This window comes from Enterobacter cloacae complex sp. FDA-CDC-AR_0164 (assembly GCF_003071645.1).
GTDB lineage: Bacteria > Pseudomonadota > Gammaproteobacteria > Enterobacterales > Enterobacteriaceae > Enterobacter > Enterobacter ludwigii.
In genome coordinates this window covers 2,217,044-2,240,981 of sequence record NZ_CP028950.1, presented here as the reverse complement: position 1 = coordinate 2,240,981, position 23,938 = coordinate 2,217,044, and the positions used below count along the sequence as shown (strand labels likewise).

The window sequence follows — 23,938 nt, the reverse complement described above, 5'->3', positions numbered from 1 at the left end:
CCTCTCCTTTCAGGAGAGGGGTAATTTCGCCAGCACCCATCCTACCGACAATAAATCCGCACTGCCCCCCGGGCTTAAATTCCGTTCAATGAGCGCATTGTCCATCTGTATTAATGCATCACGATCCCAGCCACGCGTCAGTAATGCCCGCGCATAACCCTGCACATAGCGCAGCCCTTCCATACCACCGCGCGACACCAGGTTACTGTCCTGATTCATCGCCATCAGGCGCAGCAGCAGGTCATGCAGCGCGTGCCCGTTCCATTGCGCCAGCGCTGCACGCACCGTAGCAAAACCGCTTTCCGCTTCGCCCCGCGCGCCGGTTAAACCATACTGCTGAAACTGCCGCTCCCCTGCCGTCGCCTGTCCACTGCGGGCCGCCAGCTCACGCGCCACCAGCCCGCGACAGAGGTGACTCACCTCACTACAGAGGCTCTCAGCCGTGGCATGTTTCACACGTCCGGCGGCAAAGCACAGCAAACCAAGGGCAAAAATGCCGCCTTTATGCGTGTTCACCCCGCACGTTGCAGCGTACATTGCCTGTTCACAGGCAATGCCCATCGGGCGAATGATCCGTATTTGTTCCGCCGCGGGTTTATCCGCATGGGTATGACCCAGCTCTGCAAAGCGCGCAAACCACGGGGTGATAGCCGCAATACTGCGGGTAAACAGCGCATGGTCCATATCGCGGTGTGCACCGTTGTTGAGCTTATCCACCAGACCCGGCTTGGGCGTCAACGCCAGCTCCTGCCATAACGCTTCTTCGGCGAGCCCTGGCACATCGCATGGCTGCGGGTTAGTCGCGAGCAAACCAGTCATCGATCATCTTCTCCACGCGAGCCACCACCTGCTCTACAGGATGCTTACGCGAACGGGAACAGGCGTGGGCAGGCTCATCACATAACAGACAGCGCCGGAGGTGTGCCCCTAAAGACTGGCGCCCTACATGCCCCTGTGCCGGGCAGATCACATCCAAATCCCACAGCCTGCCGAGCGGGTGAGTCTGCTCCAGATCCGTACAGTGCGCTTTGATTTCCGCCGCCGGATGCGCCACGCACCAGATTGCTTCTGGCCCGGTGGGCAGCCACAGCACCTGGCGGTCCAGCACCTGCCAGCGGTTTTCCCACAGCAGCTGGTCGCACATCTGCAATGCCACGCCCATCGTATTGCGATAGCGCAGGCTGTCTTTGATCTCCCCGGGGGTGACGAGCGTGAGAGAAATCACCGGTTGTTGATAGTGCGTGAGCCAGTCAGTCTGGCGTGCTGCACGGCGCTCTTTCGCCACCAGCAGCTCCTCCAGGCTGACACCCGCCCGCACGGGTGTCGCTACAGTCATCATTACTCCTTCACCTGTCGAACGGTGTCGATGACGCTGCCGTCGCGGTAGCGGATCACACCGACGATTTTGTCGGTAAACTCAATGGGTTTTGGTACGCCGGTCAGTGATATCGCCCGCTCGAAAAGCGCGTTGATATCGACAACGTTGAGGCCTGCGGCAAGCAGTCGTTCGCGGATTTCCGGGCGTGCCGGGTTAACCGCGATGCCGTGATCGGTAACCAGCACGTCGATGCTCTCCCCGGGCGTCAGCCGGGTGGTCACCCGCTTCACGACGGTTGGAATACGGCTACGCAGCAGGGGGGCGACCACGATGGTCAGGTTTGCCGCCGCGGCCACATCACAATGTCCGCCGGATGCCCCACGCATTACGCCGTCAGAGCCGGTAATAACATTGACGTTAAAATCGACGTCAATTTCCAGGGCGCTGAGGATCACCACATCAAGCTGGTCGCAGCTTGCTGCCTTGCTGCCGGGGTTGGCATAAACGTTGGTGGAGATCTCCACATGATTCGGATTTCGTGCCAGCGAGGCTGCAGCCTCGCCGTCGAAACACTGGGTATCAAGCAGCTTTTCGATCAGGCCTTTCTCGTGCAGATCCACCAGGCTGCCGGTAATGCCCCCGAGCGCGAAGCGCGCCTTCACGCCGCTGCGCTCCATTTTCTCCTCCATAAAGCGGGTACAGGCGGTAGCCGCCGCACCGGAGCCGGTCTGCATGGAAAAACCGGGTTTGAAATAGCCTGAATGTTCAATCACATCCGCCGCGTAGCGGGCAATCATCAGCTCACGCGGATTACTGGTCACGCGAGCCGCACCGACGCTGATTTTCGCCGGGTCACCCACGCTCTCCACCTGCACAATGTAATCCACCTGATCCTGCACCAGGCTGGCGGGCATATTCGGGAACGGCACCAGCGCTTCGGTCAGCAGCACCACCTTACGGGCGAAATGCGCATCCACCATTGCATAGCCAAGCGAGCCGCAGCACGATTTCCCGTGCGTGCCGTTGGCGTTGCCAAATTCATCGCTGCACGGCACGCCAAGAAACGCCACGTCGATATTCAGCTCACCGTCCTGCAACAGCTTCACGCGCCCGCCGTGGGAGTGAATTTGTACCGGCTCGGCCATCAACCCGTGTGAGATAGCGTCCGCCAGCTTGCCCCGCATACCGGAGGTATAAATCCGGGTGATAACACCGCTTTCGATGTGTTCGATCAGCGCGTCGTTACAGGTCATCAGCGAGCTGGAAGCCAGCGTCAGGTTTTTAAAGCCCATACGCGCAAGCAGCGCCACGACGGTATTGATCACCCGGTCGCCTTCGCGAAACGCGTGGTGGAAGGAGACGGTCATCCCGTCCTGTAACCCGCTGCGTAACACCGCCTCTTCGACCGAAGCACAGAGCTTACGGGTGTGTTTTTCGTCAGGGCTGTTCAGCCATGGCGTTGCGCTGTGGGCAGCATCAAACGGTTTTAAGTCCCGCAGATGGGGGAAATTCACATGGAGAAGTTCTGTCTGATTCATTGTGTAATCCTTAACGACGCACGCCGGAGGCCGCCGCGCGTTCCAGCACCATCTGCGCGTGGTTAATAATAGGGGCATCGACCATTTTGCCGTTGAGCGACACGACGCCCAGGCCGTTACGCTCCCCCTCTTCTGCCGCTTCAATCACCCGTTTCGCGTGATCCACTTCCTGCTGGGTTGGGGCATAGGCGTTATGTAACAGGTCAATCTGACGTGGGTTAATCAGCGATTTACCGTTAAAGCCCATCTTGCGGATCAAATCGACCTCGCGCAGGAAGCCGGCTTCATCGTTAACGTCCGACCACACCACGTCGAAAGCGTCGATACCCGCGGCGCGGGCGGCGTGCAGCACGGCACAGCGGGCATAAAACAGCTCAGTGCCATCCCCGCGTTCCGTCTGCATGTCCATCACATAATCAAAGGCGGCCAGCGCGATCCCGATTAAGCGCGGAGAACTGCGGGCAATGGCCACGGCGTTAATCACCCCAATCGCGGACTCAATAGCCGCCATGACGCGGGTCGAGCCCGGCTCGCGCCCACATTCACGCTCGATACGCGCCAGATGCCCTTCCAGCTCATCGATATCCTCTGGGGTGTCGGTTTTCGGCAATCGAATCACGTCCACCCCTGCCCGCACGGCGGCTTCCAGATCCAGCAAGCCAAACGGCGTGCTCAGCGGGTTAATGCGCACCACGGTTTCGATATCCTGATACATCGGGTGCTGCAGGGCATGAAACACCAGCATGCGCGCGGTATCCTTCTCGCGCAGGGCGACGGCGTCTTCAAGGTCAAACATGATGGAGTCCGGGCGGTAGATAAATGCCGTAGAGAGCATGGCGGCGTTTGCGCCCGGCAGGAACAGCATACTGCGGCGGAGTTTGCTCATTTCAGCGCCCCCCAGTTAAGTGTTGGCTCATCGGCTGCGCGCAGGAGCGCGCTTTGCAGGCGGGCGCGGATCACACAGTCCAGCGCCCCTTTGTCTTCAACAATAATTAATCCCTGGTGCACGTTCATGGCGCGCAATGTGTCGTTAACGACCTGGCGAATATGTTCGCCAAACTGCTTAATCACTTCACTGTGGATGATAATTTCCAGCTCACCCTGAGCGGGGGCAATTTTTACCATCAGGTCGCTGGACTCCTGCGTACCGGCCAGCGCCTCCCTTACAATTTTCATGATAAATTCCTGATAGTTATGCGACTTCCGCACTCGCACGGTAATGCGTTTCGAGGTGCGCGAAGGTGGAGTCCGGGACAATCTCCCGGATCCGGGAAAACTGCTGTGTCTTGAGCAAGCGGCGGACTTCCGACGCGGAAATAGCGTTGCCGGTGACCTTGATGCGCGGCATTTCCACCACGTCAATCTGCGAGGCCAGCAGGTCGTGCAGGGTCTGGTTGTACTGACGGGTGATATCGCAAAACGGCTCCGAACCGATAAAGCGATGCGTAATACCCAGCGCCGGGGCGATGAAGTCCCGGAAGATCAGCACATCGATTTCGCTCCACGCCTGCTGTACTTTGCCGGTCTCTTTCAGGAAGTAGGCCGGAAACGTGGCGCGGGAGATGATGTACTGCGATCCTTCATGCACAATCACGTTCGGCAGATGCGCCACGCCCGCCCGTACCATCTCTAGCCGGGCGCTGAACGGGAAGAACGAGGCATCCTCGCGCACCACAAACAGATGCAGCGCATCGCACTGCCCCGCGGCCTGCTCGACCAGATGCCGGTGGCCGAGTGTAAACGGATTCGCATTCATCACGATCGCGCCAATCTTCTTCCCGGCCTTGCGCTGGCACTTGAGCGCGCGGCAGTAGCGCTGGATCCCCTGCGGGGTGTTCTCCATCAGCACCGCGTTGTTCCCGCTCTGGGCAATCGGCCAGAAGCCGCTGCGGCCAAAGCGCTCCTTGTTGCACGGACGGGTGCAGAGGAAGAGGTGAAAATGGCCGCGCTCCAGCGCCGCATTTTCCACCTCTGCCAGCAACCGTGCGCTGAGGTTCTCCCCACGAAGCTGCTCGTTTACCGCCACGCACTTGATGACGTTAGCGGCAAGCCCGGCACAACCCACCAGCTGCGTGCCGGACCAGGCTTCGACAAACAGCGTGATGTCGTTGTCCAGGCCAAGGCCGCTGTCTGCCAGCAGGTAACGGATCTGGCTTAAGCGTTCCGGGTGTTTCGCCACAAGGGTGTGGCGAAAATCGATAGTGGGTTGACTGTTCATGCCGTTTTACTCAGTGTGCTGCCGCAAGCCCGGTGGCGGGCGCTTCCATGATCACATTGCTCAGATGACCGATATGCTCGATCTCAACCTCAATGCGATCGCCCTCTTTCATGAACAGCGGCGGGTTGCGCTTTTTGCCCACGCCGCCAGGGGAGCCGGTGATGATCACATCGCCCGGGCTGAGGCGGGTAAAGGTACTGATGTATTCGATAAGCTCCGCGACCTTGTGGATCATGCTGCTGGTGTTGTCTTCCTGCACCATACGGCCGTTAAGCCAGGTGCGGATCGCCAGCTGGTGCGGGTCCGGGATCTCATCAGCCGTCGCCATCCACGGGCCAAACGCTCCGGTCTGACGCCAGTTCTTGCCCGCCGTAAACCAGGTGTGCTGCCAGTCGCGGGCGGAACCGTCCATATAGCAGCTGTAACCCGCCACATGGCGCAGCGCCTCATCACGGCTGATGTTCTCTCCGGCTTTGCCGATGATGACCGCCAGCTCTCCTTCGTAGTCGAATTCACTGGAGTGACGCGGCTTCAGCACCGGTTCGTTATGGCCGGTCTGCGAATCCGGGAAGCGGACGAACAGCGTCGGCGCCGGGTTGTGCTGGTCAAACTCTTTGCGTTTGTCGGCGTAGTTCATGCCCACGCAGAGGATTTTTTCCGGCTGCTCAATCACCGGTAAGAAGGTGATGGCATTCAGAGGGACATCCACGGCGTCGTTGAGATAACGGGTGGCCTCAGCCAGCCCGTTGCCCTGCAGCAGCGCTTTGAGGTCGCTGTAGCGGTCGCCGAGACGGCGACCTAAATCAATCACACCTTCGGCCTGAACGATGCCGTAGCTGCGTGTTCCCTGGTATAAAAAGCTTGCGAGTTTCATTGTTCTTTCCTGAAAACTTAAACGAGGAAGTTGCCCAGTATCAGCAGAGAGATAGAGACGTTAATCGCGCCGCCGATACGGGTAGCAATCTGGGCGAAGGGCATCAGGCTCATACGGTTGCCTGCGGTCAGAATCGCCACGTCACCGGTACCGCCCTGACCGCTCTGGCAGCAGGAGACGATGGCGACATCAATCGGGTGCATGCCAATCTTTTTGCCAACGAAGAAACCGGTCGCCACCAGCGCGGAGACGGTGCTGACAATCACCAGCAGGTTGGTCAGCGTGAATGCGGCGACCAGTTCATGCCAGGGGGTAATGGCCACGCCCACGGCGAAGAGAATGGGGTAAGTTACTGACGTCTGGAAGAATTTATACACCACCTGAGAGCCTTCCAGCAGACGCGGAGAAGCACCATTGCAAAGCTTGACCAGCACCGCCATAAACAGCATGCCAACCGGTGCGGGCAGGCCAATCAGCTTGTGGCCGAGCATCCCCAGCATGTAGAGCAGAACGGCCAGCAGTGCGCCAGAAGCGATCGTGGTGACGTCTGCTTTACCGGAGAACGCAGGCTGTGCGGTGGTTTCATCGGTATTCGCACGGTTAGGCATCAGCTGGCCTTCGCCGGTCAGGTGCGGGTAACGTTTACCGAGCTGATTGAGGCAGCCGGAGATGATGATTGCCGTCAGGCCGCCGAGCATAACCATAGGCAGAACGCGACCGAGCGCCACGCCCTGGTCCATATGCAGCAGGGTGGCATAGCCGATGGAGAGCGGGATCGCCCCTTCCCCAACACCGCCCGCCATGATCGGCAGAATGATAAAGAAGAAGATCTGGAATGGCTCAAGGCCCAGCGCTATCCCTACGCCCATGCCAACAATCATGCCGACAATTTCGCCGCACAGCATCGGGAAGAAGATGCGCAGGAAGCCCTGAATCAGCACGGTGCGGTTCATGCTCATGATGCTGCCGACAATGATGCAGCAGATGTAGAGATACAGAATGTTGGTGGATTTGTAGAACTTCGTGGTGGACTCCACCACCACATCCGGCAGCAGACCGTAATAGACCAGTGCCGAAGGAATAAAGGTGGCGCAAATCGCCGCCGCGCCGAGTTTACCGACAATCGGCAGGCGCTTGCCAAACTCACCGCAGGCAAAACCGAAGAACGCGAGCGTGGCGACCATCACCACGATATCGCTGGGCAGTTTGCCGCCGAGGCAATCAATGGCAATCAGCGCGCCGGCCAGGACAAACAGTGGCAGAGGGATAATTCCGATTTTCCACGTATCCATAATATGCCACCAGCGCTCTTTGAGTGATGGTCGCTGAATATCAATCGGGTCGTGGGTAACAGAGAAAGAATCGTCAGTTGTGCTCATAATAAGCCCCTTAGTTATTTTGTGCGTTCAGCTTAGAGTCACAAAGGCTTACTTTATGTGAGGGATGACATATTAAAAGCGAAGTTTTTATGGCAGCTATGGTTTTAATGGTTTCTTTTATTTAATGTGATTTACGCCTTATTTATTGCCGTGGTTTTTATGGTTTCTTTTCTAAAACGAACAATCAAATAACATTTCTCCAGACGGCTTCAGGCGCATAGGCTATTCGGAAAATTCTTTTACAGGGCCTGCTGTGCAAGGGATCACAAGTTTTCGGCAAACCGGGCATCCGCGCGAAAAAAGATGATATATTGGCAATCTTTGCTGCTACCTCGCGTGATAGTTATGAAAGTATCGTTTCAGATTAAGCTGTTTATTTCGCTGGTCGCCTTTTTCTCAGTACTTTTTGCGTTACTGGGCGGATATTATTACGTCGATGTCGGCAAGCAGCTTTATCAGGAAATGAGCGCACGTGCCAAAATACAGGCGGAAGAGATCGCACTTATTCCCTCATTACGTGATGAGGTTGAACAAAAAGATATCAAAGCCATCCATGATTTTATGCAGAAAATTGCCGCTCACAGTGATGCCAGCTTTATTGTGATTGGGGATAATAAAGGTCTGCATCTTTTTCATTCGGTCTTTGCCGACAGAGTGGGCAAGACGCTTATCGGTGGAGACAATGAGGAGGTCCTGCAGGGAAAAAGCACCACCACCATCCGCAAAGGGGGGTTGGGTATTTCGCTGCGCAGCAAAGCGCCCATCTTCAACGATGCGGGGCAAGTGGTGGGGATTGTCTCGGTGGGTTATCTCACCAGCTACCTTGATACCATTACCGTCAGCAAAGTGGTCAATATCCTGCTGGCCGCCGTGCTGCTGTTGATTGCGCTCTTTATCTTCTCCTGGTTCTTTACCCGCAGTATCAAAAAGCAGATCTTCTCCCTGGAGCCACGGGAAATCGGCCTGCTGGTGCGCCAGCAAAAGGCGATGATGGAGTCTATCTATGAAGGGGTGATCGCCATCGATGATGAGCTGCGCATTGAGGTGATCAACCAGGCGGCGCGCAAGCTGCTTGGCCTGAGCCAGCCAGCCCGTGAACTGCGCGGGCAACTGATTAGCCAGGTTATCGACCCTGTCCCGTTCTTCTCGACGCAGACGATGCTGGCGAAAGATACCCATGATGAAATTTGCCGTTTTAACACCCTCACGGTGATTGCCAGCCGGGTGCGCATCATGCTTGAGGATTCGCTGCAGGGCTGGGTGATCACCTTCCGCGATCGGAATGAAATTGACTCGCTTAGCGCCCAGCTCAGCCAGGTTAAACGCTATGTCGATAACCTGCGCATCATGCGTCATGAGCAGTTGAACCGCATGACCACTCTGTCCGGCCTGCTGCACATGGGCCGCTATGAAGAGGCGATTGGCTATATTCAGGCGCAGTCGGAACACGCTCAGGAGCTGCTGGACTTTATCTCTTCCCGCTTCAGCTCCCCGACCCTGTGTGGTCTGCTGCTGGGTAAAGCCGCCCGCGCGCGGGAGAAAGGGGTTGAGCTCAGTTTTGACCCGGCCTGCCGGCTGGACAGGCCGTTCCCGTCGCTGGCTGAAGAAGAGCTGATCTCAATCATCGGCAACCTGCTGGATAACGCCATCGAAGCGACGCAGCGCTCACCGCTTCCCCATGCACCGGTCGAAGTGCTGATCAAACTGAGCGAGCAGGAGCTGATTATCGAAGTGGCCGACCAGGGCGTTGGCATCAAACCGGAGATCCGTGACAGGATATTTGAACGCGGCATCACCACCAAAACACGCGGCGATCACGGGATTGGCCTGTATCTGATCGAAAGCTATGTTACGCAGGCTGGCGGCGCGATAGAAATTGCCGATAACACCCCGCGCGGCGCCATTTTCTCACTGTTTATTCCCGCCCGGCGTCCCGCCCAGCAACTGGAAGATACCGACTATGCAACATGAACTTATCGACGTATTGATTGTTGAAGACGAGAACGAACTGGCGCAACTGCACGCGGAACTTATCGGTAAACATCCGCGCCTGAGGCTGGTAGGGATCGCCTCGTCTCTCGCTGCCGCCCAGGTCCAGCTTGAAAGCAAACAGCCGCAGCTTATGCTGCTGGATAACTATCTGCCGGACGGTAAAGGGATCACACTGATCAATGACCCCATGCTCACCCGCGCCAACTGTTCGGTGATTTTCATTACTGCTGCCAGCGACATGGACACCTGCAGCCAGGCCATCCGAAATGGCGCCTTTGATTACATCCTGAAGCCGGTCTCCTGGAAACGCCTCAGCCAGTCGCTTGAACGCTTTGTGCAGTTTGCCGAACAACAGCGGGTCTGGAAGATTGTCGACCAGCAGAACGTCGACTCGCTCTACCAGCTGCAGGCGAAAAACTACCGTCTGGATAACGGCAGCAAAGGTATTGAGGAGAATACGCTGGCACGGGTGCAGGCGTTGTTTAACGACAAGGCGACACACTGTTTTTCCGTCGACGAGGTCGTGCAGGAGACAGGATTAAGTAAAACCACCACCCGACGCTATCTGGAGCACTGCGTGGAGGCGGGGTTTCTGAGCGTAGAGATGTTGTACGGGAAGATTGGGCATCCACGCAGGATGTATAAAAGAAGTGCGGTGTGAGCCCTGACCCTCTCTTAAGGGGAGAGGGCCGGGATTACGGATGACGGCGACTATGACAAAACATACCCGTACAGTCGTTTAATCCCGTCGGGATCCTTTTCGCTGTAAACGCCCTGCAGTTCCGGCGAGAAGCCAGGCAGCAGGTTGATGCCCTCCTCCAGCGCCAGGAAGTAACGCTGTACCGCCCCACCCCAGATTTCACCCGGCACCACGCACAGTACGCCAGGGGGATACGGCAGCGCGCCCTCGGCGGCAATGCGTCCGCCGGCATCACGGATGCGCACCAACTCCACCTTCCCGCGAATATACGCCTGATTCGCATCCTGCGGATTCATCGCCCGTTCTGGCAGACTCTCTTTACGGAACATTGCCTTCTGCAGATCTTTCACGTCAAAGCTCACGTAGAGATCGTGCATCTCCTGGCAGAGCTGGCGAAGGGTGTAATCGCGATACCGTACCGGGTATTTCTGGTAGATGGTCGGCAGGACGTCAGCAAGCGGCGTATCGTCTTCAATATGCTGTTCAAACTGACCCAGCATCGCCACCAACTGCGCCAGCTTCTCACTGCTTTCGGCAGGCGTCAGCAGGAAGAGGATCGAGTTGAGATCGCACTTCTCCGGCACAATACCGTTTTCACGCAGGTAGTGCGCAAGAATGGTCGCCGGAATGCCGAACTCGGTATATTCCCCGGTTTCCGCATCAATACCCGGCGTGGTCAGCAGCAGCTTGCACGGATCGACGAAATACTGCTCGCTGGCATAGCCTTCAAACCCGTGCCATTTAGCCCCCGGCTCAAAGCTGAAGAAGCGGCGCTCGCTGGCGATGGCGTGAGTGGGATGATCCTGCCACGGACGCCCGGCCACCATCGGCGGAATAAACGGTTTGATCATATGGCAGTTGGCAATGATCGCCTTGCGGGCCTCAATGCCCAGCTCAACACACTCCGCCCAAAGCCGGCGCCCGCTCTCCCCTTCATGGATTTTCGCGTTCACATCAAGAGCTGCGAACAGCGGATAGAACGGACTGGTCGAGGCATGGAGCATGAACGCATTGTTGAGGCGCTTGTGCGGACAGAAACGTGCCTGGCCGCGAATGTGATTATCCTTTTTATGGATCTGCGAAGTCTGCGAGAACCCGGCCTGCTGTTTATGCACCGACTGCGTCACGAAAATGCCCGGATCGTTCTCGTTCAGATCCAGTAACAGCGGAGAGGTTTCCGCCATCATCGGAATAAACTGCTCGTAGCCCACCCAGGCCGAATCAAACAGGATGTAGTCACAAAGATGGCCGATCTTGTCGATCACCTGACGGGCGTTGTAGATCGTGCCATCGTAGGTACCAAGCTGAATGATCGCCAGACGAAACGGGCGTTTCTCCATGGCCTTTTCCGGCGCAACTTCACGGATCTGATTTCGCAGGTACGCGTCGTCAAAGCACTGCGCGTCAATCCCGCCAATAAAACCAAACGGGTTACGCGCCGCTTCAAGATAAACCGGCGTGGCACCCGCCTGGATCAGCGCACCGTGGTGGTTGGACTTATGGTTGTTGCGATCGAACAGCACCAGGTCGCCGCGGGTCAGCAGCGCATTGGTGACCACCTTATTTGCAGCGGAAGTGCCGTTCAGCACAAAGTAGGTTTTATCAGCATTAAAGACTTTTGCTGCGAACTTCTGGGCATGCTTGGCGGAGCCTTCGTGGATCAGCAGATCGCCCAGTTTCACATCGGCATTGCACATATCGGCGCGAAATACGTTCTCACCGAAGAATTCATAGAACTGCCGTCCCGCAGGGTGTTTTTTAAAAAATGCACCGTGCTGGTGTCCCGGACAGGCAAACGTACTGTTGCCCATCGCCACGTACTGGCTCAGGGTGTCAAAAAATGGCGGCAACAGATTCTCTTCATACCGGCTGGCCGCCGTCTCCAGTTCCAGAAACTCCTGAGCTTTACCTGATATCACTGCCGTTGCGCCATCAGGAACGTCTGACGGCTCTTGCGAGTAAATAAACACCGGAAGCTGAAAGCCCGTGCGTTTAAGCAATGCCAGAATGCCGCTGCAACTTTCCGCGGGGGTAATGACGACTGCCGCCACATCCGTAAAATCAGTGTTATCCAGCGTCACCTTTTCGCGGTGCGTAGACACAGTAGAGACCAGCTCGCGGCTGACGGCGATTTTCATGGTTTTCATAAGTGCAGTTACCCTCACCGAACGGTGAGACAGGAGTAGATAATATCGATACGGGTGAGCGTTCGCGCAGCGACAGACAACATCATCATTGGCGGCTCCGTACACAGGAAGGAGAAATTTCGCGCAATCATGTCACCTTTTATTTTGAGGTGCAAGAAGCAATCAGTATGTGTTAACCCGCCTAAACCTAAGCTTAACAGGCCCCTGGCGTGTCATAATCCTGCAATACCCATGATTAGCTAACAGGAGTTCACGGTGGTTATCGGACCCTTTATCAATGCCGGTGCCGTATTGCTGGGCGGCGTACTTGGCGCCGTATTAAGTCAGCGGTTGCCGGAGCGTATTCGCTCTTCCATGCCCTCAATATTCGGCCTGGCCTCGTTAGGTATCGGCATTTTGCTGGTGATCAAGTGCGCCAATCTGCCGGTGATGGTGCTTGCTACCCTGCTCGGCGCGCTCATTGGCGAGTTCTGCTATCTGGAAAAGGGTATTAACAGTGCGGTCAGCAAAGCCAAAAACCTGATTGCCCACCCGGGCAAGGCGAAAAACGGCACTCACGAGTCGTTTATTCAGAACTACGTCGCGATAATTATTCTTTTTTGCGCCAGCGGCACAGGCATTTTCGGTTCAATGCAGGAAGGCATGACTGGCGACCCCAGCATATTGATTGCGAAGGCGTTTCTTGATTTCTTCACGGCCACCATTTTCGCCACGACCCTTGGCATCGCCGTCGCCGCGATTTGCGTGCCCATGCTGCTTATCCAGCTGGCTCTCGCTACCTGCGCCACACTGATCCTTCCGCTCACCACGCCGGCGATGATGGCCGACTTCACCGCCGTCGGTGGCCTGCTGCTGCTGGCGACAGGGCTGCGGATATGCGGAATTAAGATGTTTGCGGTGGTGAATATGCTGCCCGCGCTGTTGATTGCAATGCCGCTATCCGCGCTCTGGACGCACTTTTTTGCTTAAGATTACGGCGAACTGGTGAGAGAGTGTGCAGTCCGTTACGAAAACAACAAATTTCGTTGACGGCAGAGGGCATATCAGGTTTAATGCGCCCCGTTGCCCGGATAGCTCAGTCGGTAGAGCAGGGGATTGAAAATCCCCGTGTCCTTGGTTCGATTCCGAGTCCGGGCACCACTCATTTATAACCCTCGCTTCGGCGGGGGTTTTTGCTTTCTGAGCCAACAACTTGTTGGTTCACCAGAAGTAAACACCCTTACCTCTCCCCCAACTCCACTTCCCGATGGTACAAAATGGGCGTTATGACAAAACCCACCAAATACCGAAACGGCGCTTAGTATATCCGCCATGCAGTTCCTCAGGGGAAGGTAAGAATCGGTACAAGGTACCGTGCCAGCATCAACCGAGGGAACACCGTCAGCAACGTGCTGATTTCTATGACAAGCACTCCCGCATAGATAGAATCCACACGGGGTGCTACGACGGGCTTAGCAAGCCTGCAAAGAAGTCTTTATACGATTAAAGAGGTTTTCGGTTTTCAGTCCTGAAAATCATCGTTTTCCAGGTAATAACGAACCGCGTAGAGAAGCTCACCACTCCCTGAGGCAGGATTATGCTCTAGCTTATTGTCAATGATCGCCTTAAAGATTGGCGCTTCAAGGAAAGTGCCGTAGTTATCTTCAAAATCCATTTCTTCGTCTTCGTTTTCAGCAATATAATAACGACCATTGACTATATCTTCTTCTGAAGAAAGGCTGAACGATGGCGAAACATACAGCCAACCTACATCAGGCAAACCATCTTTCATTTGTAGCAATTCATTAAAACCATTAATGACAATCATTTTAAACCTCCACTATTTTCTGCAGGACGTCCCGCCACCCCATTTATTACGACCACCAGTTCCATCAGGATGGTAAATTTTATGGTAGCTTTTATGATCATTAAAATTTGCTAACTACAGTGCCGAGGGGTGTCACCATGATGCCACGCCCTCCGTTTAGGCGATAACCATTTGAATTTACGATATCTTAGCGATCGAACTTGCTTCGCTACACCGGGGTATTTGCCTTGTCACACTCGTTCAAAATCAGAGTCCACTTTCAAATGCTTGTATGCTCTGAAGAGTCCAAAGTATGTTCATGGAACACATAGTACACCTTAAGCCTGGTTCAACCTTCCACGTGACCTAATTGAATTCTGCGAGATGGAACGCCCCCACCTCCGGTTCAAACTAACGGAACAAGTTATAATGTAGCGCACCCTCGTGGCGGGTTTTTGCTTTTGGGGTAAAGCAAAGCTAGGGATCGTTCCCATCCGAATCCAGCAGTTTATTTTTAAAGATAAACAAACAAGCCTCGTTGAAGTTCTCTGCCCCCAGCCGTTCTGAGAGCGCGGTCCGTTTGCGGTAGAGGCTTTTAATCGACGTATTCAGTTCCTGTGCCACCTCTTCCATCGCCATGCCAGCCCTGAGCAACCGCAGCATAATGGCTTCATGCGTGCTCAGCCGTAAGTTCAGCAGCCACTTTGTTGTCAGACGTTTGCCCTTCATGTTGAGCACCAGGTTGAATAACGACGCCATATCGGGTGCCGTGAGCGACGTGTTCATGAACAACTTCATGCTGAGCAGATTCTCCTCGCGATGCCGCATATCGAGCATAACGCAGCAGATTGTTTTTTTCGTTCTGGCCGGATGGCGTATCAGGTAATCATATAAACGCAGCGGTGCACGGCTATCAATCAATACAGAATATTCATCTGCGCCGTTATCAAATATCTTTCTGTCAATGGAGTCCAGCAGGATTATATCCGGAAAAAATATCCTCATCCCCCTGACAAGGTAGCGATCCTGTGTCACTAACACTATTGAAGTTGCCACTAACCATCCCTTTTAGATTAAAGCAAGAACGACCCTTCGGAAAGAAGTCCGCCTTCGTTTTATAGCGCTTTTATATTAACGATAAATGTATTCTGGCTTTGATTGACCCTCAATTCGCACATTCATTGATACGCCTTCCCATAGACTATCATTCAATGGCTGCCATTAATTATAAGTAAAAAACAATCTCAGAAAAGTCACTTTTATGGATATTAAGAATTTTTGTCATGAAACTTCCCAAACATGCACCGGAAAGTACTTTAATTCACACCAATAAGGCACATTAAAAATATAAACAAATTTGTCACAATATAAATAAAAACCAATAAAATCATAAAGCTACAAATATAAACTCATTTCAAAATAATCGTTTAGGACAGCTCATTACAGAATTATCTCAAAACAACCACCCTGCTTTTCAACATATTTATCTGCCAACATATCGGGTGTACATTACCAGCCACTTAGCCCTGACCATAAGGACCCATAATTACCTTTAAGTAAGTACCCCATAACGTAACTGCATTCAGATTAAACGTTCTCATTTATGGCCTTTAACCCCGTGCTTAAAGGCGGCCGTGTTATGCAATGGATTTATGATAAACAAATGGCAAATAGATATGGAAAGATCACTTCGCTTCAATACGTTATTCTTTTACCGCACTCCCGCTTTATTGTTTCTGTTATTACTTTTCCCCTTTCTGGTTCAGGCAGCAGAATCAGTATATGAACAACAGATTCAGCAGGCGCGTAACGGTAATTACGCACCTTTTCTGCAATATCTTCAGCGTTATCAGCAGCAACATGCCCTGACGCCTGAGCAGGTTGCGGACTGGTTGCAGGTGGCGTCCTGGGCGGGTCGTGATGACGACGTTATTCAGGTCTGGCTGCGTTATAAGGTCTATATGCCTCTTCCTGCCCGTGGCGTGGCTGCTGCTGCTCAGGCAAGGCGAAACCAAAAGGCGTGGCAACCTGCGTTAATGCTCTGGAAGGAGGCGTGTAACCTTGCACCGGATAACGACGATTATCGCATCGGCTACATCAAAACCCTCGCCGACGCCCGCATGGATACACTGGCTCTGCAGGAAGCCCGGCAACGGGTGGCGGAAAAGCCCTCTCTGGCTCACCTCCAGACGCTCTCTTATGTCTATTCACGCCTGGGGAAAAACCAGGAGCGGCTTTTGGCAGACATCCGTGCGTTGAATAGTGCGCCAGCGGATGACGCCCTTCGTACTGAGTTGATTGATGCGTTAACAGACAACCGGGCCGACACGCCTGCCCTGCGGCTTTCACAAACGGTGACGCTGCCCCCCGCGCAACGTCGCCGCCTGGCACTCAACGCCGCCGCCGAAATGGTACGCCTCGCCGATGTGCCTGCCCGTACTGAAACAGAGCGTTTGCAGCTCGCGCAAGCGGCGCTGAACCGCTATGACGAGCTGCTGTCCCGCTGGCAAAACGAACCTCAGGCAGCGGAGGACGTTATCCGGGCCCGTGTCGATCGGCTTGGCGCGCTTCACGCCCACGGTGATTATCCACAGGTCATCAGGGAATATCAGGCGTTAACGTCGGCTCAGCATCCCGTGCCGACCTGGGCAATTGGCTGGGTTATCTCCGCGTATCTGGAGGAGAAAAATGCCGATGCCGCCCTCTCGCTTCTCAAACGTTATCCAGACTATGCGCCGGATCCGCAGGACGACGATCATGCGCTCTTCTACGCCTGGCTGGATACCGGGCAGTATCAGGCCGCTCGCCAGTATGTTGAGAAGATAACCCGTAACACGCCCTGGACCCGCTACGATTTCGGTTCGCCAACCCCGCAACCCAACGATCAATGGCTCATCGGGCAGTCGCTCACCTTTAACTATTTGCTGATGACCAATGCCCTTCCGCAAGCCGAAAAGCTGGCGCAACGTCTGGCTGCGTCAGCGCCGGGAAATCAGGGATTACAGATTGACTACGCCACCTTACTTCAGGCGCGGGGTCTGCCGCGGGCGGCGGAGCAAAAGCTCAAAATGGCCGAGACGCTGGAGCCATCCAATATCGAGCTGGAACGGCAGCAGGCCTACGTCGCAATGGATCTGCAGGAGTGGCGACAGATGGATTTACTGGCCGATGACGTTATCGCCCGCGCGCCTGTCGACGGGAGCGCCCGACGTCTGGACAGGCTCAGAAACGTCCATCACCTGTCCGAACTGCGTCTGAACGCGGGCAAAGGACTGCACTCTGATAACCCCGTCAGCGGCACACACGATCTGAGCTGGGATGCCACGCTCTACGGTCCGCCCGTCGCGGATAACTGGCGGCTGTTTGGTGGAACCCGATTTGCGCAGGGCAATTTCGACGAAGGCAAAGGCAGCAGCCGCCACCTGTTTGCCGGCGTCGAATGGCGGCCTCGCGACCTTCTGGTCGAAGCAGAACTCTCCGGCAACCATTATCACGGTGCAAACAAGCCCGGTGCTCGCCTCTCGGCGGCGTACAGCCTGAACGATAGCTGGCAGGTGGGCGGAAACCTCGAACGTCTTTCACGCACGACGCCTTTACGGGCACTGCGTAATGGCGTCAGCGCAAACCGGGGAGAAGGCTGGGTTCGCTGGTATCAAAACGAACGCCGTGAGTACCAGTTTAACGCCTCTGCCAGCCACTTTTCCGACCATAACCGCCGCCAGGAGTTCGCCCTTACGGGTAAAGAGCGGCTGTGGCAGACACCCACCCTGACGCTGGATCTCGAACCGGGTATATCAGCGAGTACCAACACCCTGCGGGACACGCTCTATTACAACCCGGAGCGGGATCTCTCCGTAACGGCGGCCCTGTCCGTCGATCACCAGATGTACCGCCATTACGACACGCTCTGGAGCCAGCAGGTCGTTCTCGGAGGCGGGGAATACTGGCAGAAAAATCAGCCCGCTGGTGCCATCGCCCTGCTGGGTTACGGGCAGCGCATTCAATGGAACAACGTCATTGATAGCGGCGTGATGCTGAACTGGGACAAGCGCCCTTTCGACGGTAAACGAGAAAGCAATCTCTCCGTCACGTTTGATGCGAATTTACGCTTTTAAGGATGAATATGCTGAACAAACGTTTTTCTGTGAGCCTGATAATTATCGGCTGGTTATGCCTCAGCGCGAGCGTCTGCGCTCAGGCCCTCTCGTTTATGTCCCCCCAGGAACGGCCACAGCCTGAGGCGAGTAAACCCTGGCCAACAAACCATTTTCTGGTTCTGGCCTACCATGACGTTGAAGATGATGCAGCCGATCAGCGCTACCTGTCCGTTCGTACCAGCGCCCTAAACGAGCAGATCGGCTGGCTTGTGCATCACGGTTATCACGCCATTAGCGTGCAGGATATTCTGGATGCGCATGAGGGCAAAAAAACGCTGCCGCCCAGAGCCTATTTACTCAGTTTTGATGATGGCTACAGCAGTTTCTACACCCGCGTCTGGCCACTCCTTCAGGCCTGGAACGTCCCTGCGCTGTGGGCACCGGTGGGCAGTTGGGTAGATACGCCAGCGAATCAGAAGGTCAATTTCGGCGGACTGATGACGCCCCGCGAGCGCTTTGCAACCTGGGATATGGTGCGGGAGCTAAGCCAGTCTCCGCTGGTTGAGATTGGCTCGCATACCTGGGCTTCGCATTACGGCATACCGGCTAACCCACAGGGAAGCCGTGAACCCGCCATCGCCAACCGCTTTTACGATAAAGCGACGGGGCGTTATGAAACCGATCGGCAGTTCAACCAGCGGATCGCTGATGACGTGCGCAAAGTTACCGATAAAATTACCCGGGTGACGGGAAAAGCGCCCCGCGCCTGGGTCTGGCCCTATGGCGCCGCGAACGGCACATCGCTCGCCATCGCCAGAAAGCAGGGTTATCAACTGGCCTTTACCCTTGAAGACGGGCTGGCGGATGTGCGCGATCTCGGCAATATTCCGCGTCTTTTGATTTCCGGAAATCCCTCGCTCAAATCCTTTGCCAGCACGGTCAGCCAGATTCAGGAGGCCGATCCCGTGCGCGTCATGCATGTCGATCTCGATTATGTCTACGATCCCGATCCGGCCCAGCAAACCAACAACATCAACAAACTTGTCCAGCGGGTTTACGACATGAAAATCAGTCATGTTTTCCTGCAGGCGTTTTCCGATCCGCTGGGCGATGGCACGATCAAAGCGCTCTACTTCCCTAACAGCCGGCTTCCGGTGCGCGCCGATCTGTTTAATTTTGTCGCCTGGCAGCTGCAAACTCGCGCAGGCGTAAAAGTCTATGCGTGGATGCCGGTGCTCTCTTTCGATCTCTCACCCGCACTCCCGCGGGTACAGCGCTGGGATCGTCAAACGGGCCAATTGCACGAGGCTACCGACCCCTACATCCGCCTCTCCCCGTGGAACCCCGAGGTTCGTCAGCAGGTCACGGAAATCTATGAAGATCTTGCCCGCTACGCCAGCTTCAATGGGATCTTATTTCACGACGATGCGGTGCTGACAGACTTTGAAGATGCCGGCCCGGATGCCCTACGCGCCTGGAATAACCGCAGCATCGCCGCGATGCAACACGATCCGGCCGCCCTTCATGCCTGGAGTCGCTTTAAAAGTCAGACGCTCATCGGCTTTACCCGCAGCCTTAGCCAGGCGGTGAAAAACATACGCGGCCCGCAGATTAAAACTGCGCGGAATATGTTCGCCCTGCCCATCCTGCAGCCCGAGAGCGAAGCGTGGTTTGCACAAAATCTGGATGATTTTCTGATGACCTACGACTGGACGGTTCCGATGGCTATGCCGCTGATGGAATCCGTTCCGGCCGAGGAAAGCGATGCCTGGCTCACGCGGTTGATCGCCGCCGTTGCCGCACGGCCCGGTGCACTCAATAAAACCATTTTCGAGCTACAGGCCCGGGACTGGGAGCAGAAACCTCAACGTGCCGTGCCCGACACGCGTCTGGCGCAGTGGATGCGCGTTCTCCAGCTGAACGGCATCAAAAATTATGGTTACTACCCCGACGATTTCATCAACAACCAACCTGATATTTCACGCATCAGGCCTGAATTCTCTTCGTACTGGTACCCTGACAATGACTGATCGCATTATCGCATTCTCTATTTTATGCCTGGTATTCGGGTTGCCTCTGGGCGTGGCTGCCCTCTTTACCGGAGAACTGATTCTGGATTTTGTCTTCTTCTGGCCACTGTTCATGTCCGTGCTCTGGATAACCGGGGGGCTCTATTTCTGGTTTCAGCTTGAACGGCACTGGTCATGGGATAAGCAGACGCCCGCTCCCACGTTAGACGGCGATCCGTTAATTTCAATCCTGATCCCGTGTTTCAACGAGGAAAGAAATGCCCGGGAGACCATTAGCGCCGCGCTGGATCAGCGCTACCCCCATATCGAAGTTATCGCGATCAACGATGGTTCTTCCGACAACACCGCAGAGGTGCTGCAGCAGCTGGCGCAGGAACAGCCGCGCCTGCGCGTCATTCACCTCGCAGAAAACCAGGGTAAAGCGGTGGCGCTTAAGGCCGGTGCGGCGGCGGCGCGCGGCGATCTGCTGGTCTGTATTGATGGCGACGCCCTGCTCGATCGTGATACCGCAGCCTATCTGGTAGAGCCGCTGATTAAGTATCCCCACGTCGGGGCCGTCACCGGGAATCCGCGTATTCGCACACGATCAACGCTGATTGGCCGTATTCAGGTAGGCGAGTTCTCATCGATTATTGGTCTCATCAAACGGACGCAGCGGATCTACGGCAGGGTCTTTACCGTCTCCGGGGTTATTGCGGCCTTTCGCCGACAGGCGCTGGCAGATGTGGGGTACTGGAGCCCGGATATGATCACCGAAGATATCGACATCAGCTGGAAGCTTCAGCTTCGACACTGGGATATCTTTTTTGAGCCGCGGGCGCTGTGCTGGATCCTGATGCCAGAGACGTTAAAAGGTCTGTGGAAACAGCGTTTACGCTGGGCGCAGGGCGGTGCAGAGGTCTTTCTGGTTAACCTTCGCAAGATCGTGCGCTGGGAACATCATCGCATGTGGCCGCTGTTTTTAGAGTACGCGTTGTCAACGCTCTGGGCATTCGCCTATGCGGTGACCGTGTTGCTGTTCATTGTCAGCCATATCATTACGTTACCCACAAACCTGACCGTCGAGAGTCTGTTTCCTCCTGAATTTACCGGGTTGCTTCTGGGGGTCATGTGTCTGATGCAATTCCTCGTCAGTTTGTATATCGAGCGGCGCTATGAAAGAAACGTGGCGAGTTCGCTTTTCTGGGTGATCTGGTTCCCGATGGTGTACTGGATGATTGGTCTGTTCACCACCCTCGTCGCCTTTCCAAAAGTCATGCTTAAACGTCAGCGTGCACGTGCGCGCTGGATCAGTCCGGACCGGGGAAAAGGAAGCATTCAATGAACGAAAATACGCTAATTCTGACTGAACATCGGCTATTGCCCCGTCTTTTTGATGCGGTGCTGACGCTGCTGGCATGGGGAGGTTTTCTGTTTTTCCTCTATGCCAATCTGTGGATGCAGGTAACCGAGGAGAGCAACTACCGCTGGGGCATTATTATTGCCTCGTTTAATACGGTGCTGATCTATTTGCTGATCGCCGCGCTTAACGGCTGGTTGCTCATTCTGTGGTATCAGTACAATCGCCGTCGCGCTCAGGTAAGGCGGCGGCGTCCCGATGCCTGGCGTCACGATGAGCTGGCGAGAAGCTTTAACGTCCCCCCGCAAATCATTTCAGAGATGAGTCAGTACAATTTGCTGACGGTCTATCATGACCAGATCGGCCGCATCATTGACCTGAAGATAAGTCAGCAGCACGACGAGCATCACTGAGCCGCCAGAAAACGAAAAACACCCGCAAGGAACACTTGCGGGTGTGTGTTGACAGCCGGAACAGCTTACTTGTCTTTCACCACAATCAACGGTTCGATGTCGCTCTCTTTCTTCACCACCAGCGAATCATCCCCGCGCAGGCAGGTGCCACCGTAGTTACCGCCCACGGTAAACGTACAGACCTGGATATGCTTGCCATCCACCTTCGGCAGGCACCACAGCTGCTGGTAGATATTTTTGCGATCGACAAACTTGCCGCTCGACTTGTCCAGCACTTCATCCCCGGCGCTAATCAGATCGATATTGCTGCCGCAGCGTCCGGCAATCGGTTTGATGGCGTAACCGGTCTGTTTCAGCAGGTCGTTAACCTCGAAATCGGTATCGAGCAGATAACGGTGATTCGGGAACAGCTGCCAGAGCACCGGGAGGATCGCCTTGTTGCCGGGAATAACCGTCCACAGCGGTTCGAACACCAGCACTTCCGGACGCAGCAGGACGTCAATCAGCCGTACGTCACCTGCCGGATGCCCGGTGCGGATCGGCACGGCGGCATATTCGGTTTCGCTCACCTCGCGGATCTGCTCTATCGCCGTCTCCCACGCCCAGGTTTTCCACACGCAGTTAACGTGACGGCCTTCATCGTCAATCAGTTGCCCGGCTGCATCCCAGCTGAGAGCGTTAAGCCCATGCAGAATTTTGGTTTCAAACCCGGCCTGCAGCAGAGAGCGCTGAATAAAGAGCGCGTGATAATCCTCTTCGACGTCATTGTCCTGCATGATGTGCACGAACGGACGCGCATGGCTGTGCTTCCACGCGCCGGTAAGTTCTTCCAGCAAACCTTCCGCCGGATTGTGGCCGTTACCGCGGTAACCGTTCTTCACCCACTCTTCGAGGATTAATCCCCCTTCCGTGTGGCAGGAGGCGGAATCGGCGTTGTACTCGTAAACCTTGATGCCACGCTCATCCATACAGAAATCCATACGACCGGTGATCATATGGTGACGACGCCACTGCCATGAGAGGCGCAGACGCGGCCAGAGGATTTTAGGGATGTCAAAAAGCGCCAGTAAGTTATCGTCCTTCAGCACTTTGTCGGTCGCGTGCAGGTACATCAGGTGCAGTTCATTGGTCGCTTTGATCAGCTCCTGCTCGGCACTTTCGGTGATGGTAAAATACTGGCAGGGATCTTTATTGATAAAGTGGCCGTTTGCGCGGACATATGCCTGCTGCAGGGCGTCGTTTTCGTTGAGCCATTTCCCGTCAAACTGACGTTTATTCTTCAGCCGCGCACCGCTGATTTTGAGCAGTTCACCGTCGAGTTCCGGCTGCGGGATGCTGTGCTCCGTGTCGTCCGTCTGGATCATCCAGCCGAGAATTTCGGTATCGTTAAAGGTGTCATGCAGCGTGTAAGTACCGTTCTCAACGGTCATTCGCAGCTCGCGCGTCCACTGCTGCCCGAGCGGGAGCGGGGAGTGAATAACGTTCTGCTCGGCAATGCGCACCTTATCGTCCAACAGTTGCGCGATCACGGCAACGTGGCCGGTCTCATGAAACTCCCCACCCTTTTGCCAGATAAGCAACGCCCCGGCCTGCGGCGCGCGTTTCGACCCATTGGCAAAGGCCTGAAGCGGCAGGATGTTATCGTTCACGACCTGGCGCAAAAAGCGCAGAGAGAAGATCTCCCACGCCATACCGACGTCGGTGAAAACACATCCATAATTGAGAAACAGAAAACGGCGGGCAAACTCAACACATTGCCACTTGTGGCCCATGTATTCATTGCCAATATAGCTGCGAAAATCCGCGTCTTCCGGATAACGACGCGGATCGAGACTGCCGTAGTTTGAAGAGTAAATCGCCACGCCACCCGGCGCATAACCTAATAACGTCCCGAATGGCGCGTCACTGCTTAACTTTCCTTTACGCATGTATCCAACCTAAGACGGGCAGGCGGCAATGTTGAAAGGGTTGTCGTCGTCTGCACGTTGTAATTAACCTGACAGAGGTGTGATTTATCATACACCCGTTCCGCTGTCTGTGTAGTGTGGCGCGAAGGGGAAATGTATTGCGCTCAGTTCGCTAAACCCTCCCATGAACTCCTGCTACA

The 23,938-nt window shown here is 55.2% G+C and carries 19 protein-coding genes and 1 tRNA gene; 8 read left to right on the top strand and 12 right to left on the bottom strand.

What is annotated here, in order from left to right; genetic code table 11:
* Positions 1–9 precede the first annotated feature (9 nt).
* From citG to AM410_RS11025, 8 genes are read right to left on the bottom strand one after another with little or no spacing between them, the layout of a single operon-like run.
* Positions 10–819: a triphosphoribosyl-dephospho-CoA synthase CitG gene (citG, locus tag AM410_RS11060; protein WP_108647814.1), complete on the bottom strand. Its 810-nt coding sequence runs from the start codon at positions 817–819 to the stop codon at positions 10–12.
* Positions 797–1,336, bottom strand: coding sequence for a citrate lyase holo-[acyl-carrier protein] synthase (gene citX, locus AM410_RS11055; RefSeq protein WP_108647812.1), 540 nt, complete (start codon positions 1,334–1,336; stop codon positions 797–799). The genes citG and citX overlap by 23 nt, the downstream gene beginning before the upstream one ends.
* A gap of 2 nt (positions 1,337–1,338) precedes the next feature.
* The gene (citF, locus tag AM410_RS11050; protein ID WP_108647811.1) at positions 1,339–2,856 is read right to left on the bottom strand and encodes a citrate lyase subunit alpha; all 1,518 of its coding nucleotides are present in this window, start codon (positions 2,854–2,856) and stop codon (positions 1,339–1,341) included.
* Between the two features lie 10 nt (positions 2,857–2,866).
* A complete protein-coding gene (gene citE / locus AM410_RS11045; RefSeq protein WP_014171585.1) occupies positions 2,867–3,742 on the bottom strand; it encodes a citrate (pro-3S)-lyase subunit beta in 876 nt (291 codons plus the stop codon).
* Complete coding sequence (citD, locus tag AM410_RS11040) at positions 3,739–4,032, bottom strand: citrate lyase acyl carrier protein (RefSeq protein ID WP_020883681.1); 294 nt, start codon at positions 4,030–4,032, stop codon at positions 3,739–3,741. Before citD ends, citE begins: the two co-directional genes overlap by 4 nt.
* A gap of 16 nt (positions 4,033–4,048) precedes the next feature.
* On the bottom strand, positions 4,049–5,074 hold the full coding sequence (citC, locus tag AM410_RS11035) for a [citrate (pro-3S)-lyase] ligase (RefSeq protein WP_014171587.1): 1,026 nt from the start codon (positions 5,072–5,074) through the stop codon (positions 4,049–4,051).
* 10 nt (positions 5,075–5,084) lie between these two features.
* Positions 5,085–5,948, bottom strand: a complete 864-nt coding sequence (locus AM410_RS11030) for a fumarylacetoacetate hydrolase family protein (protein ID WP_014171588.1) — start codon at positions 5,946–5,948, stop codon at positions 5,085–5,087.
* Positions 5,949–5,965: 17 nt separating this feature from the next.
* Positions 5,966–7,327 carry a 2-hydroxycarboxylate transporter family protein gene (locus AM410_RS11025; protein WP_014171589.1) on the bottom strand — a complete coding sequence of 454 codons (1,362 nt, stop codon included), beginning with the start codon at positions 7,325–7,327 and terminating at the stop codon, positions 5,966–5,968.
* Between the two features lie 345 nt (positions 7,328–7,672).
* On the opposite strand from AM410_RS11025, the gene AM410_RS11020 reads away from it, so the two are divergent.
* Positions 7,673–9,298 (top strand): ATP-binding protein, encoded by a 1,626-nt coding sequence (locus AM410_RS11020; protein WP_025203246.1) that lies wholly within the window; start codon positions 7,673–7,675, stop codon positions 9,296–9,298.
* Positions 9,288–9,980: a response regulator gene (locus AM410_RS11015; RefSeq protein WP_014171591.1), complete on the top strand. Its 693-nt coding sequence runs from the start codon at positions 9,288–9,290 to the stop codon at positions 9,978–9,980. Before AM410_RS11020 ends, AM410_RS11015 begins: the two co-directional genes overlap by 11 nt.
* Positions 9,981–10,030: 50 nt before the next feature.
* On the opposite strand, the gene AM410_RS11010 is transcribed toward AM410_RS11015, so the two are convergent.
* Entirely contained in the window at positions 10,031–12,166 is a 2,136-nt protein-coding gene (locus AM410_RS11010) for an ornithine decarboxylase (RefSeq protein WP_025203245.1), read from the bottom strand.
* A 255-nt stretch (positions 12,167–12,421) separates the two neighbouring features.
* Here AM410_RS11010 and AM410_RS11005 point away from each other — a divergent pair, with 255 nt between their 5' ends.
* Together AM410_RS11005 and AM410_RS11000 are read left to right on the top strand one after the other, a co-directional pair.
* Positions 12,422–13,135 (top strand): DUF554 domain-containing protein, encoded by a 714-nt coding sequence (locus tag AM410_RS11005; RefSeq protein ID WP_014171594.1) that lies wholly within the window; start codon positions 12,422–12,424, stop codon positions 13,133–13,135.
* A gap of 95 nt (positions 13,136–13,230) precedes the next feature.
* Positions 13,231–13,306: transfer RNA gene (locus AM410_RS11000), tRNA-Phe, on the top strand.
* A 361-nt stretch (positions 13,307–13,667) separates the two neighbouring features.
* Here the strand turns inward: AM410_RS11000 and AM410_RS10995 are convergent.
* Both AM410_RS10995 and AM410_RS10990 read right to left on the bottom strand, forming a co-directional pair.
* The gene (locus AM410_RS10995) at positions 13,668–13,973 is read right to left on the bottom strand and encodes a DUF7716 domain-containing protein (protein WP_106503483.1); all 306 of its coding nucleotides are present in this window, start codon (positions 13,971–13,973) and stop codon (positions 13,668–13,670) included.
* A gap of 456 nt (positions 13,974–14,429) precedes the next feature.
* Positions 14,430–14,957 carry a helix-turn-helix transcriptional regulator gene (locus AM410_RS10990; protein ID WP_044857798.1) on the bottom strand — a complete coding sequence of 176 codons (528 nt, stop codon included), beginning with the start codon at positions 14,955–14,957 and terminating at the stop codon, positions 14,430–14,432.
* Between the two features lie 671 nt (positions 14,958–15,628).
* On the opposite strand from AM410_RS10990, the gene pgaA reads away from it, so the two are divergent.
* The 4 genes from pgaA to pgaD are packed head-to-tail and all read left to right on the top strand — an operon-like array spanning position 15,629 to position 21,831.
* Positions 15,629–18,067 carry a poly-beta-1,6 N-acetyl-D-glucosamine export porin PgaA gene (gene pgaA / locus AM410_RS10985; protein ID WP_083599661.1) on the top strand — a complete coding sequence of 813 codons (2,439 nt, stop codon included), beginning with the start codon at positions 15,629–15,631 and terminating at the stop codon, positions 18,065–18,067.
* Positions 18,068–18,075: 8 nt separating this feature from the next.
* Complete coding sequence (gene pgaB / locus AM410_RS10980; protein WP_073396395.1) at positions 18,076–20,079, top strand: poly-beta-1,6-N-acetyl-D-glucosamine N-deacetylase PgaB; 2,004 nt, start codon at positions 18,076–18,078, stop codon at positions 20,077–20,079.
* Complete coding sequence (gene pgaC, locus AM410_RS10975; RefSeq protein ID WP_032678962.1) at positions 20,072–21,403, top strand: poly-beta-1,6-N-acetyl-D-glucosamine synthase; 1,332 nt, start codon at positions 20,072–20,074, stop codon at positions 21,401–21,403. The genes pgaB and pgaC overlap by 8 nt, the downstream gene beginning before the upstream one ends.
* Positions 21,400–21,831, top strand: a complete 432-nt coding sequence (gene pgaD / locus AM410_RS10970; RefSeq protein ID WP_073396393.1) for a poly-beta-1,6-N-acetyl-D-glucosamine biosynthesis protein PgaD — start codon at positions 21,400–21,402, stop codon at positions 21,829–21,831. Before pgaC ends, pgaD begins: the two co-directional genes overlap by 4 nt.
* Before the next feature lie 65 nt (positions 21,832–21,896).
* Here the strand turns inward: pgaD and gss are convergent, their stop codons facing one another.
* The gene (gene gss / locus AM410_RS10965; protein WP_025203162.1) at positions 21,897–23,759 is read right to left on the bottom strand and encodes a bifunctional glutathionylspermidine amidase/synthase; all 1,863 of its coding nucleotides are present in this window, start codon (positions 23,757–23,759) and stop codon (positions 21,897–21,899) included.
* Between the last annotated feature and the right edge of the window lie 179 nt (positions 23,760–23,938).